The sequence below is a fragment of the Bacteroides sp. OM05-12 genome, from assembly GCF_003438995.1.
In the GTDB taxonomy this organism is placed as follows: domain Bacteria; phylum Bacteroidota; class Bacteroidia; order Bacteroidales; family Bacteroidaceae; genus Bacteroides.
Genome location: NZ_QSUN01000020.1, coordinates 1 through 25,056 on the forward strand (window position 1 = coordinate 1; position 25,056 = coordinate 25,056).

The 25,056-nt window shown below is 42.2% G+C and carries 14 protein-coding genes and 1 tRNA gene; 9 read left to right on the forward strand and 6 right to left on the reverse strand.

The features are described 5' to 3' along the window. Positions 1 to 122 precede the first annotated feature (122 nt). Positions 123 to 193: transfer RNA gene (locus DXB63_RS13440), tRNA-Gln, on the reverse strand. Between the two features lie 277 nt (positions 194 to 470). On the opposite strand from DXB63_RS13440, the gene rsfS reads away from it, so the two are divergent. The 3 genes from rsfS to DXB63_RS13455 all read left to right on the forward strand — a co-directional run bounded on the left by rsfS (position 471) and on the right by DXB63_RS13455 (position 3,774). Continuing rightward, positions 471 to 830 carry a ribosome silencing factor gene (gene rsfS, locus DXB63_RS13445; RefSeq protein ID WP_122126986.1) on the forward strand — a complete coding sequence of 120 codons (360 nt, stop codon included), beginning with the start codon at positions 471 to 473 and terminating at the stop codon, positions 828 to 830. A 15-nt stretch (positions 831 to 845) separates the two neighbouring features. Further along, a complete protein-coding gene (ftsH, locus tag DXB63_RS13450) occupies positions 846 to 2,858 on the forward strand; it encodes an ATP-dependent zinc metalloprotease FtsH (RefSeq protein ID WP_122126931.1) in 2,013 nt (670 codons plus the stop codon). Positions 2,859 to 2,937: 79 nt separating this feature from the next. Continuing rightward, positions 2,938 to 3,774, forward strand: a complete 837-nt coding sequence (locus DXB63_RS13455) for a phosphatidate cytidylyltransferase (protein ID WP_122126932.1) — start codon at positions 2,938 to 2,940, stop codon at positions 3,772 to 3,774. A gap of 51 nt (positions 3,775 to 3,825) precedes the next feature. On the opposite strand, the gene DXB63_RS13460 is transcribed toward DXB63_RS13455, so the two are convergent. Then, entirely contained in the window at positions 3,826 to 4,575 is a 750-nt protein-coding gene (locus DXB63_RS13460; RefSeq protein WP_158563688.1) for a NigD-like protein, read from the reverse strand. Between the two features lie 300 nt (positions 4,576 to 4,875). Here DXB63_RS13460 and DXB63_RS13465 point away from each other — a divergent pair, with 300 nt between their 5' ends. The 3 genes from DXB63_RS13465 to DXB63_RS13475 all read left to right on the forward strand — a co-directional run bounded on the left by DXB63_RS13465 (position 4,876) and on the right by DXB63_RS13475 (position 16,364). Next, a complete protein-coding gene (locus tag DXB63_RS13465) occupies positions 4,876 to 14,670 on the forward strand; it encodes a LamG-like jellyroll fold domain-containing protein (protein ID WP_122126934.1) in 9,795 nt (3,264 codons plus the stop codon). Between the two features lie 66 nt (positions 14,671 to 14,736). Beyond that, the gene (locus DXB63_RS13470; RefSeq protein WP_122348273.1) at positions 14,737 to 15,174 is read left to right on the forward strand and encodes a hypothetical protein; all 438 of its coding nucleotides are present in this window, start codon (positions 14,737 to 14,739) and stop codon (positions 15,172 to 15,174) included. 14 nt (positions 15,175 to 15,188) lie between these two features. Then, on the forward strand, positions 15,189 to 16,364 hold the full coding sequence (locus tag DXB63_RS13475) for an OmpA family protein (protein ID WP_122126936.1): 1,176 nt from the start codon (positions 15,189 to 15,191) through the stop codon (positions 16,362 to 16,364). Positions 16,365 to 16,550: 186 nt separating this feature from the next. On the opposite strand, the gene DXB63_RS13480 is transcribed toward DXB63_RS13475, so the two are convergent. From DXB63_RS13480 to surE, 4 genes are all read right to left on the reverse strand, one after another. Beyond that, positions 16,551 to 16,859: a hypothetical protein gene (locus DXB63_RS13480; protein ID WP_122126987.1), complete on the reverse strand. Its 309-nt coding sequence runs from the start codon at positions 16,857 to 16,859 to the stop codon at positions 16,551 to 16,553. Positions 16,860 to 17,027: 168 nt separating this feature from the next. Further along, entirely contained in the window at positions 17,028 to 18,809 is a 1,782-nt protein-coding gene (locus tag DXB63_RS13485; protein WP_122126937.1) for a helix-turn-helix domain-containing protein, read from the reverse strand. A 104-nt stretch (positions 18,810 to 18,913) separates the two neighbouring features. Further along, complete coding sequence (lpxB, locus tag DXB63_RS13490) at positions 18,914 to 20,044, reverse strand: lipid-A-disaccharide synthase (RefSeq protein ID WP_122126938.1); 1,131 nt, start codon at positions 20,042 to 20,044, stop codon at positions 18,914 to 18,916. Positions 20,045 to 20,054: 10 nt separating this feature from the next. After that, complete coding sequence (gene surE, locus DXB63_RS13495) at positions 20,055 to 20,825, reverse strand: 5'/3'-nucleotidase SurE (RefSeq protein WP_122126939.1); 771 nt, start codon at positions 20,823 to 20,825, stop codon at positions 20,055 to 20,057. A gap of 76 nt (positions 20,826 to 20,901) precedes the next feature. On the opposite strand from surE, the gene DXB63_RS13500 reads away from it, so the two are divergent. Genes DXB63_RS13500 through DXB63_RS13510 form a run of 3 tightly spaced genes read left to right on the forward strand, consistent with a single transcriptional unit; the run spans position 20,902 to position 25,054 of the window. Continuing rightward, the gene (locus DXB63_RS13500; protein ID WP_122126940.1) at positions 20,902 to 21,321 is read left to right on the forward strand and encodes a phospholipase; all 420 of its coding nucleotides are present in this window, start codon (positions 20,902 to 20,904) and stop codon (positions 21,319 to 21,321) included. 20 nt (positions 21,322 to 21,341) lie between these two features. Next, positions 21,342 to 22,157 carry a metal ABC transporter permease gene (locus DXB63_RS13505; protein ID WP_122126941.1) on the forward strand — a complete coding sequence of 272 codons (816 nt, stop codon included), beginning with the start codon at positions 21,342 to 21,344 and terminating at the stop codon, positions 22,155 to 22,157. A gap of 53 nt (positions 22,158 to 22,210) precedes the next feature. Beyond that, complete coding sequence (locus DXB63_RS13510) at positions 22,211 to 25,054, forward strand: tetratricopeptide repeat protein (protein WP_233522862.1); 2,844 nt, start codon at positions 22,211 to 22,213, stop codon at positions 25,052 to 25,054. The last annotated feature ends 2 nt before the right edge of the window (positions 25,055 to 25,056 follow it).

Sequence of the window (25,056 nt, forward strand, 5' to 3'; positions counted from 1 at the left end):
ACAGATTAACTAAGTTATATGCATAATAGGAAAAGCCCTCAGGTTTTTACGTTGGTCCCTTTTTTATTTAATTCTTTAAAGTAATGGAAATAAAAAAGCGACCTTCACAGTCGCTTTCATTGTTGGGCTACCAAGATTCGAACTTGGAAAAACAGGACCAGAATCTGTTGTGTTACCATTACACCATAGCCCAATCTTTTTTGACGGTGCAAAGATACAAAAAAAATAGAACCTCAAAACTTTTTCCTGATTATTTTCATAAAACATTCCCCTATAAGACATCTCAAAGCATTATATACCTAAAAAAACACAAAAAGAAAATAGATTTTAACCGTTTCTTTCTTTCATCTCACAAATCAATGTATCTTTGTAAAATATTGTCGTACAACAGATGCGAAACAATACAGAAGCATTATTTGTTGTTACACAAACTGAAAAGATTTAAGTAATTAATTTATTTAATGGTATTAATGAGCGAGACAAAGAACTTAGTACAAAAAATAACAGAAGGTATACAGGAAAAAAAGGGTAAAAACATTGTAATTGCTGATTTAACCTCTATAGAAGACACTATTTGCAAATACTTTGTTATTTGTCAAGGTAACTCTCCTAATCAGGTATCGGCTATTGTAGATTCAATTAAAGAATATGTAAGAGAACAAACTGATACCAAGCCAAGCTGTATTGACGGTTTACGAAATGCCCAATGGGTGGCTATGGATTATTCAGATGTAGTAGTGCATATATTTTTGCCAGAAATCAGAGATTTCTATAACCTTGAACATTTATGGGCTGATGCCAAACTGACAAATATCCCGGATATTGATTAATATCGATGTAAAATTATGGACAACAATAAGAAAACGAATAAAGTAAATATGCCTAAATTCAATCTAAATTGGTTGTATTTGGTTATTATGATGATGCTTATCGCCCTATATTTCACCAATCAGGGAGGAGTATCAAGTAAAAGTATTACTTACACGGAATTTAAAGACTATGTAACAAAAGGTTATGCAAACAAGATTGTAGCCTATAACGATAATTCCGTGGAAATGTATTTGAAACCGGAATACATCCGGGAAGTATTCAAAGAAGAACCTAGTAAGGTCGGGAAGAATCCTGTACTTAATGTAGAAGTCGGTTCAATGGAGACATTGGATAAATTCCTTGAAAAAGAAACAGAATCGGGGAACTTTAACGGTTCTGTCAGTTATGAAAAGAAAAACAACTATTTCGGCGCCATATTCTGGCAACTAATGCCATTCTTATTCCTAATTGGAATATGGATCTTCTTTATGCGGAGAATGGGACGTGACAATGGAGGCACAGGAGGCGTATTTAGCGTTGGCAAGTCAAAAGCCCAACTTTTTGATAAAGGGAATCCAAATAATAAAAACAAAGTTACCTTCAAAGATGTAGCCGGACTGAAAGAAGCAAAACAAGAAGTTGAAGAAATTGTTGAGTTTCTGAAACAACCGCAGAAATACACGGATTTAGGAGGTAAAATTCCTAAAGGTGCTTTGCTTGTAGGACCTCCGGGAACCGGTAAAACTTTGCTTGCCAAGGCAGTAGCCGGAGAAGCAGATGTACCGTTTTTCTCCTTATCCGGTTCAGACTTTGTAGAAATGTTTGTCGGTGTCGGTGCTTCCCGTGTACGCGACCTTTTCAGACAAGCAAAAGAAAAATCTCCATGTATCATTTTCATTGACGAAATTGATGCAGTGGGACGTGCACGCGGCAAGAACCCAAGTATGGGAGGTAACGATGAACGTGAAAACACGCTGAACCAGTTACTTACGGAGATGGATGGTTTCGGAACCAATAGTGGTATTATTATCCTGGCAGCAACCAACCGTGTGGATATTCTGGATAAAGCATTGCTCCGTGCCGGACGATTTGACCGCCAGATTCACGTAGACTTACCGGATTTAAATGAAAGAAAAGAAGTGTTCGGCGTACATTTACGTCCGATCAAGATAGACGATACCGTAGATGTGGATTTACTTGCCAGACAAACTCCGGGATTTTCCGGTGCCGATATTGCTAATGTTTGTAATGAAGCAGCTCTTATTGCAGCACGTCACGGTAAGAAATTCGTTGGAAAACAAGATTTCCTGGATGCAGTAGACCGTATCATTGGTGGTCTTGAAAAGAAAACAAAGATCATGACCAACGACGAAAAGCGTACAATCGCTTTGCATGAAGCAGGACACGCTACGCTTTCCTGGTTCTTGGAGCATGCTAATCCATTGATTAAAGTAACCATCGTGCCACGTGGACGTGCATTGGGCGCAGCTTGGTATCTGCCGGAAGAAAGACAAATTACGACAAAAGAACAAATGCTCGACGAGATGTGTGCCACTTTAGGCGGACGTGCTGCCGAGGATTTATTTATCGGAAAGATTTCCACCGGTGCAATGAACGACTTGGAACGTGTCACTAAACAGGCTTATGGCATGATTGCCTATGCCGGAATGAGCGATAAGATTCCGAACTTATGTTATTATAATAATGAGGAATACTCTTTCAACAAACCATACAGTGAGAAAACGGCAGAATTGATAGACGAAGAAGTAAAACGCATGATTAACGAGCAATACGACCGTGCCAAATCTCTTTTGTCAGAACATAAAGCCGGACATAATGAGCTTGCTCAGCTGCTTATGGACAAAGAAGTTATCTTTGCAGAAGATGTAGAACGTATTTTTGGAAAACGTCCTTGGGCTTCACGCTCTGAAGAGATTCTCTCCGACTCCGAACCGATAGAAAAAGAAAATGAGACTGTAATCGGAGAAAATGAAGGGGAAGAAACAACAGAAGAAAAAGTTTCAGAAGGTTCCAACAAAACCGAATAAATAATTTAGTGCTCCGAAACTATCTCTTTATGATATTGAAATAGTTTCGGAGCTAAATACTAATTTAAAACAGCACATTGTGAAAAGCAATTTTTTAAAACGGGCGATTACCGGTATTATATTCGTTGCAGTATTAGTCGGCAGTATTCTTTTCAGCCCATTGTCATTCGCAATCTTATTTGTTTGTATTTCCGCATTAACGATACGGGAGTTCGGTCACCTTGTTAATACAACAGAAAATGTGAACATAAACAGGACTATAACTACTCTTGGAGGCGCTTATCTGTTTTTCGCTTTCACTTATTTCTGTCTAAATGGTAAATCCGAAGTATTTATCCCCTACTTATTCCTGCTTCTCTATCTGATGATTAGCGAGCTATATTTAAAGAAAGAGAATCCTATAAATAATTGGGCTTACTCTATGCTAAGTCAATGCTATATAGCATTACCCTTTGCCATGCTCAATGTATTGGCATTTCATACCGATCCGGACATTCAAGCGGTAAGTTACAACCCGATTCTTCCTCTATCTATATTTATCTTTATATGGATTAATGACACCGGAGCTTACTGTATTGGTTCTCTTATAGGAAAACATCGTTTGTTTGAACGCATTTCTCCTAAGAAATCATGGGAAGGCTCTATCGGAGGAGCAGTCTTCGTCATAGTTGCAGCATTCGTTCTCGCACATTTTTTCCCCTTCATGCCTCTTATCAAATGGATAGGTCTGGCACTTGTTGTCGTTATATTCGGTACATGGGGAGACTTAACAGAATCTTTATTCAAAAGACAATTAGGAATTAAAGATTCCGGGAACATTCTACCGGGACACGGTGGAATGCTGGACAGATTCGATAGCGCGTTAATGGCAATTCCTGCCGCAGTAGTTTATTTATACGCTTTCACTTTATTCTAAATACCATAAAAAGGGGCTTTCCTAAAAGTCCCTTTTCTTTTAAACTGTTCGTTACTTTAGCCCTTCACTATTTACCCCACTAGAAAAGTTTCTACTTTCTTCCGTACTTTTCTCATCGGAATAATTATAAGTATAAACTTTATCACCGTATTTTATCGAATTAATCTTCACTTTTAATCCTTTCAATGTTTTATTGGATGGACCATATTCTCCAAGCTCAAAAGAAACAATGCCCGGAATCAGCTTACCGTTACTATCTCCCATATTGTTATACCGGAACTCCAAATGTGCATAACCGTCATCATCCACAGGTATTATCCGGTTATTAACCAAATTAACCATATGTTTCTCATAAGACGGATATACCATCAAGAACTCTACGTTTAGATAGTCGGCACCAATCCACATATCGGAGATAGTAGTTTTACTGTTTCCAATACTATCTTCATTCGCTTCCGTAAGATTAATGACGTCTTTTGTCAGCACCAATGTATAGTTATTCACACGGGCAAAATAATCAAAGCCATCACGGTTATCATCTAAAATCGTAAAATTGCCAATAACCCGTTGTCCGGGTTCAAGACCTTCATACTCCACAGCCGAAGCTGCCACCCAAACAGTCTTTCCATTGTCCAATACAAAATAAGGATAGACAGTGCCCGTCTCTTTCGCAACGGTAGCCATTGCTATAATATAATTTCCAAGAGGATACTGGCTATTCTCATCATCACATGATTGCAGAATAGGGGCCACTGCCATACATATTAGCGCAAAGGCTAAATACATTAATAATTTCTTCATAATTCTTTTAGGTTTAAATAGAATACATACTTCCATATATGAACCAAAACAACAGATTTACATCTATGTTTAAAACAAATCGGCAGTTCTTGTAATATCTATGAAAAATCAGTAATTTCTTGAGTTCGGATTACCGTCAACTACTACTCTTCTATCGATTGATATGCCTAAGAGACCGCATAAAATGACAAAACGCAATAAGATCAGGACAAAATGCAAACCTGTTTTCTTTGCATTTAGTAACCTTTGCAAATAAGAATAAAAATAGATAAATGCACATTAACTAAAGATTTATGTAATATGGAAAAAGAACAAAACAGGTGGAGTTTCAAAAGAAAAGAAAAATGCTTTTCCGACAGACAATGCAAGAGCCGGACAAACAGGCAAGCATGGTCCGTTTTTTTATTATTAATGATTGTTTTGTCCATACAGCAGGTATGGGGATATAGTGGCACGAACGGATATGCCTATTTCTTGGAGAGTAATATTACCATTAATACTGCCAACCTCCAGAGCGAAGGATATTTTCTTGTTACCGTACCTACGTATTATAATCCGGGAGGAATAGGAACATCTGATGAGGCAGCCGTAAGAGAAACAGATGGAACGACATCTACAATCAGCTTTAATGGTCAGCGATGCGTATCTTTTTATGCAACAGAAATCGGTACCGGTCAGTGGACAGGAGATAACGGACAAGTCTATTGCAAAGCTGAGGATGGAGCAGCCAGAGTTGAGTTACAGCAGGGCAGTTCCGATTTTCAGTTTGTACTAACCAACTTTACTCTGATGGCCGGAACTTATAATTCTTCTGAAAAAAAGAGCAGTGCAACTTTTAAGGTTTATCCCTATGGCGAATATTATGATTCCAACCCGGAAGTAATAAAGAGCAAAGTAGACTGCAAAATTACAGTAAGTGTGAGATATACACACAGTACGGATAAGAAGAATGCCAGCTCCTTACATAAAGAAACAACTCAGACGTATACTCTGAAGAATATTACCCCAACCGTAACATTCAGTCAACAACCAGGATATATAGAATATGCTATCAATACTAAAACTTTCGGGAGCACAGGAAATCCCTCTCGCGAAAGTTTTGATGTAATAGACCGTGAGACAGGAAAATCTGTCTCCGCTTCTTTCGAATCTGTTGGCAATGATGGTGTTACAAAAGTAGCAGTAACAAATGCTCCTCTCAATTTACAAATCCGTTTTTTAGCCACACCCAATGATCTGAATGTTGGAAGCAGAGGATATATGCCTATCTATGAGGACATAACACAGCAAGGTTTTCAATTCCCAGAAGAACTTATTACCTCATATGATGACAAAGGAAAAATAACATTAAAATGGGAAGTCCCCCTCGTTGATGAATCGCAATTGAACAATTTATATGTTGGCGCAAGTGACCAATTTGAAATACAACGTTCCGATAAACCCAATTTCGAGAATCCCGTCAACATAGGTTCAGTACTTTATGAGAAAAATAAGACAAACTATGAATATATAAATGATGCAGTCGATGAGAATCTTAACGGAACTTTTTACTATCGCCTGCGCAGGTCACAACCCAGCCAATGGAACTGGGGCTATGTACGTGAATCCAGCGTACCTGTAAAAATGATACACATGGAAATCGATACAGCCACCGCTGTAATCGGAGAAGACCAACGAGTGCATATACAATGGAAATACAAACCTGAAGGCAATGTAAAAAGTACCAATACCCAGATTATCCTCCGGGAGATACGTAAAGAAACAGGTAAGGAGACCGACTATGCCCTCACCGACGAGGAAATGGAGAAACAAGCATGCTCGGTATCGTTACCGTCTACCTGTGATATATACAGCTATCAGATTTTTGTCAAACCCGGTTCTGATAAATACAACACGCAAAGACCGAAAACCGTAGGAAGTGAAAAGGAACTCTATACCGAGAATATGGGAGAGATAACAAAAGTGAACGCTTCCAAAGGTTATTATTCCGACCATATAGCATTAGAGTGGGAAACTGATGGGAAAACCATAGAGGTATTTTCTATTCAAAGCCGCATTTATGGAAGTGGGAATGAATTCAAACAGATAGACCAGATGCCCGGCAACGCCGTGTCGACAATTTATCAATATAGCGATATAAAATCTGTTCCGGGCATTCTCTATGAATACCGTATAGTAGCCATTACCAATTGCGGAAATGGTGCACAAGGCAAAGAGTCCGACACTTTCGTCGGCTTTCGTACTCCAACAGGTGATATCTACGGACGAATCACTTTTGAAAATGGACAAGCGGTAAATGATGTTGAAGTGCGTGCCGAAGTATCGGAAGGTGCGGGAATCACCGGAAAAAGTTACCACTTCAACGCTATGGATAACCTTAGCGTCACCAATACCGATTTACTGAAAACCAACACTGACAGTATTACTCTACAAGCATGGGTGAATACGACAGTAAAAAAAGGAAATATTATTAGCAAAGCAAACATGTATGAGCTTCGAATTGAAGATGGGAAACCGATGTTCATCGTAGGCACAGCCACATTGACTTCTCAAAACAGTTTGGAGTTTTACACCGAGTCCTCTCAATTCGTACATCTAACTGCCGTGGCAACAGCAGACTCGGCAATGATTTATGCCAACGGTCAACGCATTGCAGAAAGTAAACTGAATATGCTGTCCGGAGGCGGACTTGTCACCGGAACAGACGGTGAGGTAACCATTGGTGGCGATGGCTTCGTAGGTAACATTGATGATGTACGTATCTGGGGCATTGCTTTAGATAGCATCGCCATTGCCCGCGACTACACCCGCTACCTGACCGGAGGCGAAACAGGTCTGCTTGCATATTACACATTTGACTATGCAATAGATGGCAGTTTCTTCGACACCTCTTATAAAGGTCTCAGCTATAATGAAAACCACGGTACAGTGAACGGTGCAACTTTAGACGGTTCAATCATCCCTACCATCAGCCAATTGGGTTATAAAGGCTACACAGCCACAGACGGTTCTTATTCCATTCGTGCCATCCCTTACACCGGTAACGGAACAACCTATATGATTATTCCACGTCTGGGAATCCATAAGTTTGAGTCCGAAAAGGAACTCCGTCTGCTCAATGCCAATTCACAGAGCCATACGGTGAACTTCACAGACAAATCTTCTTTCGTTGTAACAGGAAAAGTGACGTATAGAGGTGGTAATATACCGGTAGAAGGCGTTTCTTTCCTAATTGACGGAATCGTATCCATGGACAGTAAAGCAAATGTCATTACCACAAATGCAGACGGCGTTTTCTCTATCAACGTACCCGTAGGTACACACGAGGTGAAAGCAACAAAGGCGAACCATATATTTGCCAACGAAGGCAAGATTACCAATAGTGATGGCACAGACCGCAATTATCAGGATATAGTGACCGGTCTGGAACTAGAGGACATCACTACCGTACGTTATATCGGGCGTGTAGCCGGAGGAACCGTTCAAGAGGCGTATCCACTCGGACATTCGTTGTCGAAGAATAACCTTGCCGACAGTGTGAAAGTAGTCTTACAATATGTGAATGATAAATATAAACTTTCCTTAGAAGAGAATACGATGGAAATCCCATTGCACAAGCCATCGTACATAAAAGGTACATTCTTTAGTAAGGTAACTTACGGAACCAGTGAGGTGACAATCCTTCCCAACCCGGAGACGGGAGAGTTTGCGGTGGATGTAATACCTGAAAGATTCAAGGTGATTCTCAATATTCCGGGACACGATGCGGCAAGTATCCCCGGCTACGGTGAGGAAATCAACCTGACAAACGCCTTTGTTACGGAAAACAGTATTTACGAATACATTGACTCCATATCGGTAGAGGGCGTATACGAACAACATACGGACACAGTGCGTTACAACAAGTCACAGACCTTTATCAAGCGTTATGCTCCCACAATACGCATCACACAGTTGGACAATACAGGTAAAGAGCTACCCTACTTCGGAGAAAAAGAAAAACAATTCCAGATGGCACTTGCGGAAAATAACTATACCGTACCCATCTACAACGAAGCAACCGGTAAATATGCACTGTCCAAACCGGTATTTGAACAATACAAGAGCTACGTGTTCAAAGCCAAAGTGTTTGAAGGATACGTATATATGGATGACCAAGGTAAGCCGAAAGCCGATGGAAGCATTGATGAAGTACCTACTACAGATGCAAAAATAACATACGGTGACGGACTGACAGGCGAAAGCCAGCCGGAACTTGCAGTGAATGAGAAAGGTATTGTATTGGATACAATGAGAATCGGTAATCCGGAGTTGACTTCAGGACTTCGCTCAGTGACCGCCAAAGCTGTTTACGGTGGCGAAAATTCCACCTCTATCGATTGGGCGGGAGGATTTGAAGCGATTATTGTAGGAGCCATTTCTACAGGCAACAACTTTGTGACCCAAGGACCGGATGATGTAATGTTCGTACTCCGCGACCCTCCGGGTAGTCGCAGTTACTCCTATCTGGAGAAAGGAACCAGCATCCATCGTTCTTCTACTTATACCGGAAATATCATTCAAGAAGGCAGTGAGGATGCGGGACTTTCATTAGGTACAAAAACCTTAATTTATGCGGGTAGTCCGGTTGCAGGTACTATAACAGAGACGGAATTCGATAATGAACTTAGAATAGGTTTGAGACACACTGAAGAAGCGGGTGGTTCTAACACATCAGAGAAAACCGCCACTACCACTACACGTTTCCAAACCAGTGACGACCCGCTTTATGTAGGAGCCGATGCAGATGTATACGTAGGCTTCTCAACTAATATCATTTTCGGTGCAACGGACAATGTTACCATTGTGTCGAAAGAGAAATTCCAAAACGATGGGGGAGCCGAAGCATATAAAGTGCTTTTAGGTAATCCTGAGTCAGACGACTGGCTATTGGTAAAGAGCACCGGATTGGGTATCTATCAGAATTACGGAACTCTTTTTGCTTATCCGCAAATATACATCGAACAGACTTTGATTCCCAATCTGGAGAGTATACGGAACAGTATTCTTCATGCACCGGATGAATTGACCCCCGAACAGGCTCAGGCTTTAGCTGACCAGACTAAGGAACAGGTTTATGTGTCTAAACTTCCCCGCAATGATAAGAACTTCGGGAAAAGTAATGTGGATGAGGTTTTCGACCTTAAAAACCTGATAGATATTTCGGAAGGTGAAAGCTATAAAATCTATTTCCCGAAAGAAACCGACAAAACGGAAAACGATACCATATTAACTCTCAATCAGTCTATTGACCGTTGGATACAACGTATGGCAGAGAATGAGGAAGATAAGGTGAACGCCACGCTTTTGCAAAACTATTCTTTCCATTCTGCTTCGCAGGTAGAGTATTCCGAGTCATTTTCATATACTTTTACGCGTAATGTAAACTTCAAGATAGTTATCGGAGCCAGTGCTTTAGTAAAAATAGGCACGAACATTCTTAAAAAGGGAGTATTTACGGAAATCAACGAAACACTGACACAGGAAAACGGCGGTGAGTTTGTTTCCACAGATGAAGCTTCTCATTGCAACGGATTCGTGTTGGCGGAAGATGGAGATGGAGATGATTATCTATCTGTGGACGTATGCCGGTCAAGCGGTTATCGTGTGCTTGACGAATATGTGAAATTCTCGGATATGCACACAAATCCCGACCGTCAATTTACTACGTTCATCTTCAAAACAAGGGCCGGGGCTACTTCTTGTCCTTATGAAGGAGAATATAAAACAAAATACTTTGAACCGGGCAAACATGTCATTAATGAGGCTACCGTGCAACTGGAAGTACCTGAGATAGATGTAGAGAAGAATTTCATAGAGAATGTACCTTCCGGACAGCCTGCTTACCTGAAACTCTTCCTGCGCAACAACTCGGAAGCAAAACAGGATATGTGGTACGTACTCAAGATGGTGGACGGAACAAATCCTTACGGTGCAAGAATGTCTATTGACGGTAGCGCTATCGGAGACGGCCGCGTGTTCCTTGTTCCCTCAGGAGAGACATTAGTGAAGACGCTTGAAGTAAGCAAAGGTTCTGTGATGAATTATGATGACCTGAAACTCACCCTACAATCGCAATGTCAGTGCGATCCGACGAGCTATCAGACCAACATTGCCGACACTGTGACGTTCAGCGTACATTTCACCCCATCGTGTACAGATGTAAGAATCAAGAGGCCATCCAATAACTGGACGTACAATACGAAGCTACCTACCAAACTGGTAAATGGACAAATCAAACATTATATGGAGGTACAGCTTGACGGTTTCGACGTGAACTATGATAACTTCAACCGTATCAAGTTGCAGTACAAGGCAGCATCCGCTTCCGATGAGGACTGGACAACGCTGATGAACTACTATAACGACCTGGTACTATACAATCAGGCGATAGCAAATGGTCTGAATGCCGAAATGATAAATGCCGGAGATGCAGGAACAATCAAGTACCAGTGGATGTTGGATGATATGCAAGACCAATACTACGATATCCGTGCAGTGGGTGTCTGCCTCATAAATAATGTGGAGGTGGAGAACGTGTCCGAAGTACACAGCGGTATCAAAGATATGTATAATCCGCGACTCTTCGGCAGCGCACAACCGGCAAACGGCGTGCTGACCATCAACGATGACATCCGACTCAACTTCAATGAGAAGATAGCCGAAGGATATCTGACGGACGACAATTTCGAAGTGACGGGCGTCCGTAACGGCGCACAGACCGACCACTCCGTATCTGTCCGCTTGGACGGAAAGAATGACTTCCTCTCCTCTGAGTTCGAACGCAATTGGAATGGGAAGGACATCACCGTGGAAATGTGGGTACTGGCCGATGAACCGCGCGAGGCGACTTTCTTCAGCCAAGGAAATGTGAATGAGGCATTGGAACTCGGTATCACAGCGAATAACCATCTGAGGGCACGGGTAGGCAGTACGGAAATTATCAGTACCGATGCCGTACCGTATGAACAAGGTACGTGGGCACACGTGGCTTTGGTATACGATAAGACAGGAAAGGTAACCGCTTACTATAATTTCGTGGAATATATCAGTAATGCAGCCGTGGGTACATATGCCGGAGAAGGCAGTTACACTTTCGGATGCAATGTGAACGGCAGCGGTAACTTTGCCGGAAAGATGCACAATGCACGTATTTGGGACAAGGTGCTTACCTCCGGACGTATTCAGACAAACAGCCTGACTTTGCTGTCGGGTGCGGAAAGTAATCTGTTGGCTTACTATCCGATGAACGAGACCAAGGGAACCACACTACTCGATAAGGCACGTGGAGCAAATCTTGAGATGAACGGTTGTGAATGGTCGCTTCCCGAAGGTCGTGCAGCGAATTTTGACGGCAATACGTACATCCGGTTGAACACGGGAAGTTCCGTAGTAGTGGACAATACGATGGACTATACTATTGAGTTCTGGTTCAAAGCCGAACCGGGACAGACAAACGCTACCCTCGTAGCAAACGGACGTGGTGACGGACAAGACATGGGCGGTTCACGCAACCTCTTTTCGATTGGTTTCGAAAGCGGTGTGCTCACGTTCCATAACAACGAAGTGAAAGCAGTTGCAGAAGGTGATTATCTGGACAATAACTGGCATCACCTTGCCCTTACCGTAAGCCGTACGACAGGACGCGGACAAATCTTGATGGACGGCGTGCTGAATACTTATTTTGAGTCACAGGACATCGGTGGCATAGCCGCTGCTTATATGTACCTCGGTGCAAGAGGATGGACTTCGGATGCTAATGCTACAGGTGTTATTGTAGATAACTATTTCAAGGGAACCATAGACGACTTCCGGATATGGAACCTTTATAAGAATGAAACTCTTGTGGCAAACGGCAACAACGAACGTCTGGACGGCACGGAGAAGGGATTGCTCGCCTACTACCCCTTTGAACATTACATTGACTGGCAAGGTACAAAGGAACTACAATTCACGCTAAAGGATATGAAGGTACAAAAAGACCCGATGATAAGTGTTCCCGATGCTGTAACTTATGGTGGTGACACTGAAACAACAGCAAGCGCACCGGTGAAGGATAAAGGTCCGGTATCGAAACTTCTCTATGACTTCGTTGTGAATAATGATGCGTTGATTATCAACCTGAACGAAACTTGGGACCGAGTGGAAAAGAGCATTGTCACCTTTACAGTGGACGGTGTACGCGACATGAATGGAAACGAAATCTTATCACCGATTACTTGGAGTGCTTATATCGACCGCAACCAGTTGAAGTGGAGCGAGAGTGAAGTGAACATTCAGAAAGCAGCTTATGAAGCGAAAGAATTCAAGGTAAAGGCTGTGAACAAGGGCGGTTCCGTACAGCATTTCACTATTGAGAATACACCGGCATGGCTGGAAGTGACTCCGGTAAGCGGCACGATAGACCCATTGGCATCGCTGGATATCACGTTCACTCTTAATGAAGGACTGAACATCGGTTCGTATGACGAAGTGATTTACTTACGCAACGACAATAACGTGTCCGAAGCATTACCACTTACCGTCAAGGTGACAGGCGAAAAACCCGACTGGAACGTGAATCCTGCCGACTTCAAGTATAACATGACCGTGTTCGGCAAGATGCGTTTCAACAACGTATTCTCCGCAGACAAGGAAGATATGCTGGCAGTGTTTGTAGACGGACAATGCAGAGGAGTGGCGAACAGCAGCTATGACAAGATTGGAGACCTATGGTATGCATTCCTTACAGTATATAGTAATACTGTACAAGAGAATAATCTGGAATTCCGCATGTGGGATGCCAGCACCGGTAAAATGTATAATGCAACGCCGGACCGGACAATTACCTTTATCAATGACCAAATTATAGGGTCTGCCAACGAACCGGTACTCTTCGATGGTAAGGAAATATTCTACCAGAATGTAGCTTTAGCACAAGGATGGAACTGGGTTTCTTTCAATCTATCGAGTCCGGCTCTTACTAATGTAACATCGGCTATGAAATACGGGCAATGGAGTAATGGCGACATCATCAAGAACAAGGATTACTTTGATTCTTATTCTGCGAACGGTAATAAGTGGACCGGTTCTCTCAGTGCCAACGGAGGACTTGACAACACATCCTTATTTATGATAAAGACATCTGCCGAACAAACGTTGAGTCTCAGTGGAAATGCCATCAATGCGAAAGAGACACCGATTATGGTGAAAGGTAATAACTGGAATTATATCGGTTATCTGCCGGGCATCAACTTTACGGTGACGGAAGCTCTTGCAGGCTATGACGCCCAAAAGGGGGATATCGTGAAATCACAGAATCAATTCTCAATGTACTCCGGTACAAGATGGATAGGTAACCTCACTTATCTAGAAGCAAATAAGGGATATATGCTCTTCCGTAAGGAAGCGGAAGATGTGAGTTTCATTTATCCGTCAACCAGTGGTTCACTAAGCAATACCCGTAGTAAAGCTCGTACCCGTAGTTTGGAAGAAATGCCGAAGGCTTATCTAAACAATAATTATGCCGAGAATATGAATATTATTGCTACCGGAACGGATATAGAACCGACAGACAGAGTGCTGGCATACGTCAACGGCGAACTGAGAGGTATCGGTGAAAATGTAACTACTGCAACAAAAGATATGCAGTTCATTACCGTAGCAGGTTCCGAAACAGGTGACGTAGTAACTTTCAGCCTTGAACGTAACGGAAAGATAATCGCACGTGCCAACAATGCCGTTAATTATCAGTCCAACACGGTTCAAGGAACTACGGAGCTGCCAATAATACTCGATTTCAGTACGGTAGAAGGAAATGTATCATTCTATCCTAATCCTTTCGTTGAGAAACTTAACATTCGCATTACAGCCGAAGAAGACGGAGAACTGCAACTTGCCGTTTATGACATCTCCGGACGAATCCTGATGAACCGGACGGAGACAGTGTACAAAGGTCTGCACATCACCGAATGGAACGGAAAAACAGCAGAAGGAAACGAGTGTGAAACAGGTATCTATCTGATACATGTGACTGTGGACGGAAAGACAACCATCCTCAAAGTAGAGAAGAAGTAGTTAATATTCACAAGGTTGTCCCGGTGAAGGAAACTTCCCGGGACAGCCACTTATAAAATGAAACATATGAGAAAGATAAGTCAATCAATAATAATCATTATCTTGTGTACACTGGGCATATACCTGAATAGTTGCAAGGAGGATGAAACTTTCACTGTATTCCCAACTCCTGTATGGAGAGCAGAGGCTAACCCCGATTATTCGGTTTCCATGACCGCAACTGTTGTTCTCCCCGCCAATCTTGCTACCTATATGCAGCCGGAGGATCAAATGGCCGCTTTTGTAGGAGAGGAATGCAGAGGCTTGGCGTATTTAGTAGACAACATCTACTATCTTCTGATAAAGGGATCGCCCGGCGAACAGCCGCAAATCTCTATTCGCTACTACTCCTCACGAAACCAATATATGTACACGACCGATGCTATTATCACTTTTGAGGCAGACGGAGTATACGGAACGACAGATAATCCGGTTACGTTGCCTCTTTCGATTATCAACAAATAATTAAATGAAGAAAGATGAAAAAAAGAATAATACCGATTCTTGTCGGCAGCCTCATATTCGGCTTGTTTCAGGAGCTGTCCGCGCAAGAACAGACCGGGCAAACACCTGAAAATAAATGGGACGACATAGGGAGCAATTGGTATCTGGAAGCCGGAGCAGGCGCACAAGTTCTGTTTTCCAAAGATGCTTCTTCATTGAACTTCGGTGATCGGATAACTCCGTCTTTCTCACTGACCGGGGGAAAATGGTTCTCCGAATATTGGGGACTCCGACTACAATTGCAAGGCTACAGTTTCAACGGATATAGCACTGTAAATGGTATCTATCTGGGCAATCCCTTGCATGGAGGTCTGATTTACGGTCCCCATGACCCCGTACGCAATGAGGTAACCATACGCCCGGATGGAAGCTACCGTCACTTTTTGCGCTATATGAACCTCCATGCCGATTTTCAATTCAGCCTGCTTAACTTGCTCCGTCACGGAGAGACTGATTGCAAGTGGGACGTGATTCCGGCAGTAGGTTTAGGTTATATGCACCTCTTTCCTTACAAGGGAACTCCGAAGAACAACGCCCTCACCGCCAACTTCTCCATCATGGGTAAATATCGTCTGACAAAGGATTTCGATCTTAACCTTGAGATGCAAACAGCTGTTATGCCTGATCAATTTGACGGGCGTATTGCCGGACGACTCTACGAAAATAACTGTGCGGTGACATTGGGAGTAACCTATCATTTCAAGAAAAGAGGTTTCAAGCCTCGTGTACAATACATACCACAAGAAGTAATCCGTGTGATAAATGATACAATAACAGTAAACAAGGAAATTCGTGTGGAAGTAGAAAAAGAGGTATTCAACAAACCCTTTACATTGGCGTCTATTCGTTTTAATCTCAATAGCTATGTGCCTAAAAGAAATCAAGAAATGCAATATGTCAATATAGTGAAGTATCTGGAACAGAATCCTCGTGCAAAAATACGTTTGGACGGATATGCCGATCCGTTAGGTACTGCCGTTTACAATCTCCATCTGTCAATGAAACGGGCAGTATGGGTACGTGACATTCTTATGAAGGAATATGGAGTAGATGAGAATCGTATCCAAGCTCAAGGAATAGGGGTGAACGGACAACCTTATAAAAAAAGAGACTGGAACAGAGTGGTACTGGTGACGGTTTTTGAAGAGTAACGTCCCTTAATATTCAGCATACGGTCCTTTGTCTGCAAACTCCTATCGTTTACAAACAAAGGACCGTACCTTTGTTTTCAATCGACCGTATGTTCATTTTTAATCATCCTGATATCCTTTTAAAGGACATGATTTGCGGATACCAATCCGTTTAACGCCGCATTGTTTCCTGCCTTAAAATTCATGTTAAAGGAAATAGGTTATGTCGATATGTAATATATGTCTTTCATGACCGGTTTGTTTGTCTATCTCAACCACCTCGTCAGAAATTTCAACGACTTCCGTTAGCTTTGTTTTAAGAACCTTTTCAAAGGCCTTCTTTTCAATACGCATACGTTCCAGTTCTTTGGCTACACGCTCCTGCTCACGAATACTTTTCACAATACTATAATTATATCTCCGCTTTATTTGCAGACAGTATTTATATATAAAAAGCACAGCTATCAATGAACAAAAGATTATGCCCAAAGAAATAAAGAATATGTAATCATCCATATATTCCATCCTTTCATTCTTTTTACAAAGATGGGGAAATAGCAAAGCAACAGACTTGCATTTTATCCTAACGTTATTGCATTCTGTCACTATTCATATTCCGGGTCTTCCGGATATAGAAAAAGCACGAATTAATCCGTGCTTTAAAGTTATCCAACCAATATATTCCTATTTCTTTTGAGACTTTGCCATTTTCTGATATTCTGCCGGAGTAATACCGTATTGTTTCCGGAACAAACGGTAGAAAGTGCTCGGTATATTGAAACCACAACTAAAAGCAATCGCTTCTATCGTAAGTTCGGGATGCTTATCAAGCATCTTACGGGCCTCTTCTATCTTCATGGCACGCATATATTTCATCGGAGTTTTTCCCGTAACCGATTTAACAGCTTCAGTAAGTGTATTTTTATTCGTACCGAGTGCAGATATGATTTCGTCACGACTAATATCGGCATTTAAAAAGTTATCGCCGGTAAGTAAATACTCCTGTAACCGTTCAACTAAGTTGTATTGCTCGCTACTAACGACAGGTGCATCACAAGTACCGGTTGTAGCTTCGGGAGTCACATCAGCGTGCACCGATGAAGTCGGTGTATCACTACTGTGTGAGAGAAGGAACAATTTGTCTGCCAAACGATCCTGTTCCTTTATTTGTTCATACAACTTGCGATTTTTGATTGTGATAATCCGGTTATAATAGAAGACACCAACCAAAAGCAAGACCAGAATCAAACAAATGCCAAGGGTAAAAAGAAAATAATGGAAATTGCGTTCTTTCTCCGCAATATGTTTCTCCACCTCATACTGAGTACGCAGTTCATCAAATTTGGCATTGATCTCCACATCTTTCAAGGTATCGTTCGCAGCAATAAATTCATCCATCAGCACGAATGCCTCATCCACACGCCCCATACGGCAAAGTATCTCCATCTTTATCTTTCTGACGGCATTGAGGTCGAAGCCCGACTCTTGTACTTCAACCGCGGCACTATCAATTTCAGCAAGGGCCTTACGATAATCTCCTCGCGACTGGTAAATCAAAGCCTTTGCCCGGGCCAATTCATATTGTGAAATGTTATTGCTGACAATATTTTCCAATTTAGTGAGATATTCTCCGGCTTTATCATAGTCCTTTGTATCTATATATACATCCATCAATGCCACGTAGAGATTTCCCCACGCTTCAGGTTGCGTCCTTCCGGTAGCTTTCTCAAATCGCGCAATAGCCTTTTCATATTCGGGTACAAGTTGCAGTATCTCATCATATTGTGCTTGCGCCCGAAGCGAACTACACAGAAACGCATAGGATTGAGTCAGTATATTGTCATATCCCGAAACCTCCCATAATAGACTGATACACTCTCTGAAACAATGTTCTTCCTCTTTCCATCTTTTCTGTATACTATAAGTAATGGCAGTGGCATAAAGCGCAGTCGCCATTCCGGCTTTGTCATTCCGTTCCTTAGCACTGTTAAACATTTTTTCCGCTTCTTCCGCTGCCTGTTTATAATCTCCTTTCAAATTGTAGGCAGTGATTAGTTGCATGTGTATCTGATTATATAGTCTCCATTGCTCATTCTTTATATAAAAGTCAAGATAGTCAGGTGCTTTCTGTATGACTTTGTCATATTCATTCCTGTTTATGTGGGATATGATGATATTTCCATATACCATCCCCTGCATCTTTGCGTTGCCTTGCTTAATGGCTTCGGCTTCCGCCTGATCGAACAATGTAAGCAGCGTATCCATTTTCCGGTCGTCGGCAATCTCCGACATGTATAGATAATACAATCTGTTATACGACCTTAGTTTATCAATTCCTTCGGATTGCTCGATTACCCGACGTAAAGAATCCTTTTGATGTTGAAGGGGATTATGCGCTAAAGCCGGCATAGTAAGACATACAAGGTATCCCCATAAGAATACGGATAGAAAAGTTTTAGTCTTCATTGTTGTAATGAATTAACGTAAGTTTTATATTTAGTTTCAAAAGTCCGGTTGTTTTATAACACGAGTTCAAATATAAGTTCTCTCCCCAAGAGAATAACTTATCATCATTTCAGCAATCGCACCATCTCTTTCGCTGCATGTTCCGAAGCTCCGGCCGAACCCAATATCCGGATAATACGGTCATACTCCTGCAACATATCTGCACGGTATTTCTCATCATAAAGGATTTTACTTAATTCCTCCTTTACGTTATTTACAGTCATAGTACCCGCTACCAATTCTTTCACGACCTCTTTCCCTGCAATCAAATTAACCAAAGATACAAATTGTACCTTTAATACCATCTTTTTCAGGAAAGAAATAAATTTGCCGGCTGCCATATAGTAACAAACGACTTGAGGTACACGGAAAAGGGCCGTCTCAAGAGTTGCCGTACCGGATGTTACCAAAGCCGCATCAGCATACGAGAGCAATGCATAGGTACGGTCAAAAACTACTTTCACTCCCGCATCACCTATAAACTGCTTGTAATATTCATGTTCAATACCCGGTGCGCCCGCCAACACAAACTGGTAATCAGGAAAAGCAGTTGAGGCCTCAAGCATCAAAGGTAGGTTATTTTTTATCTCTTGCTTCCGACTACCCGCAAGCAAAGCAATGATGGGTTTATTTCCCAAACCATTTTTAGCAAGAAAATCTTCTTTGGTTTCTTTATGTTCCTCTTTAAAAGCTGCCACTGAGTCTACACACGGATTGCCTACATAATGAATCGGGTATTGATGTCCTTTATAGAAATCCACTTCAAAAGGTAATATAGAGAACATTTCATCCACATCCCTTTTAATGCTCTTGATACGATACTCTTTCCACGCCCATATCTTCGGAGAGATATAATAATAAACCGGTATCCGGGTATTCTTCTTGATAAACTTAGCAATGGAGAGATTAAAGCCGGGATAATCCACAAGTATTACGACGTCGGGAGCAAAACGGAGAATATCTTCTTTGCAATATTTCATATTGGCAAAGATTGTGCGCAGATGCAACAACACAGGGATAAAGCCCATATAGGCCAATTCCCGGTAATGCTTCACACGAATACCGCCCTGTGCACTCATCAAATCACCGCCAAAGAAACGAAATTCCGCCTCCGGGTCTTCCTGCTTCAACGCATGCATCAGATTAGAAGCATGTAAATCACCCGACGCTTCCCCTACAATCAAATAATACTTCATACCTTATATATTATAAGTTCCAAGCCTGCAATTTATCTATCATATCATAGGCTGTTACATCTATCCGGGTAGGCGTGACAGCCACATAGCCATGAGTAAGTGCCCATTGGTCGGTATCCTCATTCTCCGGCTCGCCATTTGCAAAGTTACCGGTCAGCCAAAAATAATCACCTCCATGCGGACGTTGACGTTTCTCCCATTCATTCTCCCACTTGCCTACGGTCTGCCGACAGATACGTATTCCTCTAAAATCTTTCCCTTTAGGAAAGTTCACATTCAAGCAAACACCGACAGGAAGACCGTTACGGAGAACTCCTTCCGTAATACGACGGACAGAATCTTTCAATGGAGAGAAATCGGCATCCGCGGCATGATCACAAAGAGAAAAGCCAATGGAAGGTACACCGCGCAAACAACCTTCGATAACCACTCCCATCGTTCCCGAATAATGAACGTTAACGGTAGAGTTATCTCCGTGATTAATACCTCCGACAATCACATCCGGCTGACGTTCAAGCACATCAAAAGCAGCGAGCTTAATACAATCTGCCGGAGTTCCTGTGCATTTATAGATCGTCAGACCCTCTTCTTTCCGAACAAGGCTGTATCTTACCGGGCGGTCCGCCGTAATGGCACAAGACATTCCCGAGCGGGCTGAATCCGGTGCCATTACCACCAACTCCCCTAAAGGGCGCAAGAAAGTTATCAGCTCATTTATACCTTTGGCCTGATAGCCATCATCATTCGAAATCAAAATCAGTGGTTTGTTATCTTCTCTCATTATTGTATATATATCCTTTAAATCATCGCAAAAATACAATTAAATCAGTAACTTTGCAGCAAAATAAAAACTATTTATGTGGATATTGGTTATTAGTCTTCTCGTTCTTGCTACAGTGGCATTAATTTTAGGCAGCTATCGTAACCGACAGATCCGTAAGAAAATAGCTAAAGGAGAACTGGAAAGTTTTCCTGAAGTAAAAGAGGTAGACGGAGAATGTTGCGGACAGCATGCCGTATGTGAGAAAGAGAGCCTGCTTGCCGCCGTAAGCAAAACGATAGAATATTATGACGACGAAGAATTGGATGAATACGCCGGCATCCCTTCCGATAAATATACAGAAGAACAGATAGAAAAGTTCAGGGATGTATTCTATACAATGCAGGAAACAGATGTAGCCGGATGGAACAGAAGTCTGCAACTGCGGGGCATTAATCTGCCGGATGAGTTGAAAGATGAAGTTTTTCTGGTAGTCGGCGAAAGGCGGTTTCATTAAGATTCTAAATACATTGTCTGATGGATTTATTACAATATACTTTTTTTCAGAACGCATTGTTAGGCAGTTTGTTTGCCAGTATCGCCTGTGGCATCATCGGCACTTATATCGTCACCCGAAGACTTGTCTTTATTAGTGGTGGCATTACGCACGCCTCATTCGGTGGTATCGGTCTGGGACTTTATACGGGCATTTCCCCTATTCTTTCGGCTGCAATCTTTTCCGTATTTTCCGCATTCGGCGTAGAATGGCTCAGTAAACGGAAAGATATGCGTGAGGATTCCGCCATTGCCGTATTCTGGACATTGGGCATGGCACTAGGCATTATGTTCAGTTTCCTTTCACCCGGTTTTGCACCGGATTTGTCTGCGTACCTGTTCGGTAATATCCTGACCATAACGAAAACCGATATTCTTTTACTGGCTTTGTTGTCCGGTGCTTTGGCTTTGTTCTTCACCCTATTTCTCCATCCTATTATTTCCATTGCATTCGACCGTGAGTTTTCCCGTTCGCAAGGTATTCCCGTCGTAGTGTTCGAATATATTTTAATGATGTTTATCGCTCTTACCATCGTACTCTCTTTGCGAATGGTAGGAATCGTACTCGCCATATCCCTGCTGACCATTCCGCAAATGACTGCCAACCTGTTCACTTTCAAATTTAAACGTATCATTTGGCTTTCCATTCTGATCGGTTATATCGGGTGTTTGGGAGGATTATTCATTTCATATTCTCTTAATGTACCGTCAGGAGCATCAATTATCTTTTTTTCCATTATTATTTATGCAATCTGCAAAGTGGGAAAAACTATTTTTATAAATTTGCGCAAACAATAAAACGGGAAGATTTGTGTTTTATTTATAGTCATATCTCATAAAGTTGCAAAAGATTGAAAAGATACGGAATATACTGGATAGGATGTCTGATAATATTAATGATTGCCGCGGGCTGTTCTACTAAAAAGAACACGGCCGGTACACGTTTTTGGCAATCGTTTACTACCCGTTTTAATGTATATTTCAATGGGAATGAAGCCTATAAAGAAGGAATGAAGGCGATAGAAGACGGCAATAAGGACAGTTATCAGGAGATTCTTCCGCTCTATCCCATCGGAAACAAAAAGACGGTCGGCATGGGAGCCTCCAATTTTGACCGTGCTGTAGAGAAATCGCAAAAAGCAATCAAGCTACACTCCATCAAGAAAAAACCGCCTCGCAAACCGAGTAAGCGAAACGACCCGAAATACAAACGTTGGATGGCTCAGAAAGAATATAATCCTTTCTTACATAACGCATGGATGCTGATGGGTAAAGCCCAATTCCAGAAAGGAGAGTTTCTGGAAGCAGCCGCCACCTTCTCATATATCTCACGTCTATATGCCACCGATCCCAAGATTGTAGCGGATGCCCGCATCTGGATGGCACGTTGCTATACAGAGATGGACTGGTTCTACGATGCCGAAGATGCATTGGAAAAGATAAACAACGACAGTCTGCCTAAAGAATTGGAACCATCGCATTCTGCCGCTTACGGAAATTATCTGCTCCGGCAAAAGCGATTCAAGGAAGCAATACCTTATCTGATTACAACAATCAAAAATGAAAAGCGGAAAAAGCAGAAAGCACGCGAGTATTACCTACTAGGACAAATCTATGAGGAAACCGGTGATTTTGCCCAATCTTACCAAGCCTATGCCAAGGCTATCAAACAAAATCCGCCATACGAGCTTGAACTCAATGCAAGAATCAAGCAGACGGAAGTAATCCCTCCCGGTAAAGCGGAAAAGACTATTAAACTGTTACACCGCATGGCACGCAATAAAAAGAATGCGGAATATCAGGATCAGATATATTATGCCATCGGTAACATCTATATCACCAAGCAGGATACGGCAAACGCCATAAAACAATATCACCTCGGTGCAGAGAAAAGTACACGCAACGGCATTGAGAAAGGTATTATCCTGCTCAGGTTGGGAGACATTTACTGGGCGCAAGCCAACTATGTGGAAGCCCAGAAATGTTATTCGGAAGCTATCGGATTGATAGATAAGGATTATCCGGAATATGCCAAAGTAAATAAACGCTCCGAAGTACTCGATGAACTGGTGACTTACGTTGTCAGCGTGGAGCTGCAAGACAGTTTGCAGCACTTGGCCACACTTAGCGAAGCGGAGAGATTGCAGATTGTAGAGAAAATCATCGAAGACGTTAAAAAGAAGGAGGAGGAAGAACGCAAAGAAGCCGAGCGTCAGGAATTAATGAACAAACGCGAGGAGGCAATGGGCGAACAACCGTTCGGGAATAAAAACCAACCTAACACTCCGACCATAAGTACGGGAGACAAATCATGGTATTTCTATAATCAGCAACTTGTAACGCAAGGAAAGAACGACTTCCAGCGTAAATGGGGACGCAGAAAGTTGGAAGACGACTGGAGACGCCGTAACAAGACCGTCATAGCCAACGAAGAATTTGCAGCTATCGACTACGAGGCGGATGAGCAACAGACGGATTCCATTGCCGCACTAGAAGCCGGAAACGATTCTATTCCAACGGATACAGTCGTTACGGATAATAAGAATCCGGAGTTCTATCTGCAACAAATCCCGCTTACGGAAGAAGCAATGCAAGAGTCCAACGACATACTGTCCGACGGTCTTTTCAATATGGGAATGATTTACAAGGATAAGCTGGAAGACTTCTCACTGGCGGAACAGACATTTACGAGACTTTATACACAGTTCCCCGACTTTGGGAACTTGGATGAAGTGTATTACAATCTCTACTTGATGAACTCCCGTTGGAAACGAACGGCAGAAGCGGAAGGGTATAAGAATACACTGATCTCGCGATACCCCGACAGCAAATATGCCTTGACAATATCCGACCCGGACTTTGCGCGCAATGCTCTGTACGGAAAACATCTGGAAGACTCGTTATATGCAGTTACCTATCAGGCTTTCACGGAGGGAGACTACCGTACTGTCGATGCAAACTATGAGACTGCCAAAGTAAAATATGCCATGGGGCAACATATGCCTAAGTTCATGTTCCTGCATACAATGGGATTACTGCAGTCCGGCGACCGTAAAGGATTTATGGAGGCACTGAAAGAAATCGTAGAGAAATATCCGAAGAACGAAATCAGCGAAATAGCCGGCAATATTGTCAAAGGCTTACAGGAAGGACGCCTGCTGGCTGCGGACGGAAGTGCATTCGGCTCTATATGGAAACGTCGTAAGATAGAACAAACGGAAGGAGAACTTCCGGCAGACAGCCTGACGCTCAAGTTCAGTGACGAGCGAAACACTCCTTATCTGTTTATTCTGGCATACGAAGAAGGAAAGATCAATGAGAATATGCTGCTTTATGAAATGGCGCATTATAATTTCTCTAACTTTATTATCAAGAATTTCGATCTTTCATTTGTTAATGATAACGGTATCGGAATGTTGCAGACCAAAGAATTTGCTAACTTTGACGAAGCATACCAATATATGAAGCTGCTTTATTCGGACAAGGATATGGCACGCAAATTAAGCGGAATGAGAGCGATCGTTATTTCTGCATCCAACTTTGAACTGTTACAAAAGTATTTCAGTTTTGATGATTATGCGGAATTCTATAACGAACACTTCTCTGACATTCCTGAACCGGAAATAGAAGGGATCATGCTGGATGAGCCTATCCTTATCGAAGGTGTAGACCAGGCAGAGGAAGAAGATTACTAAAC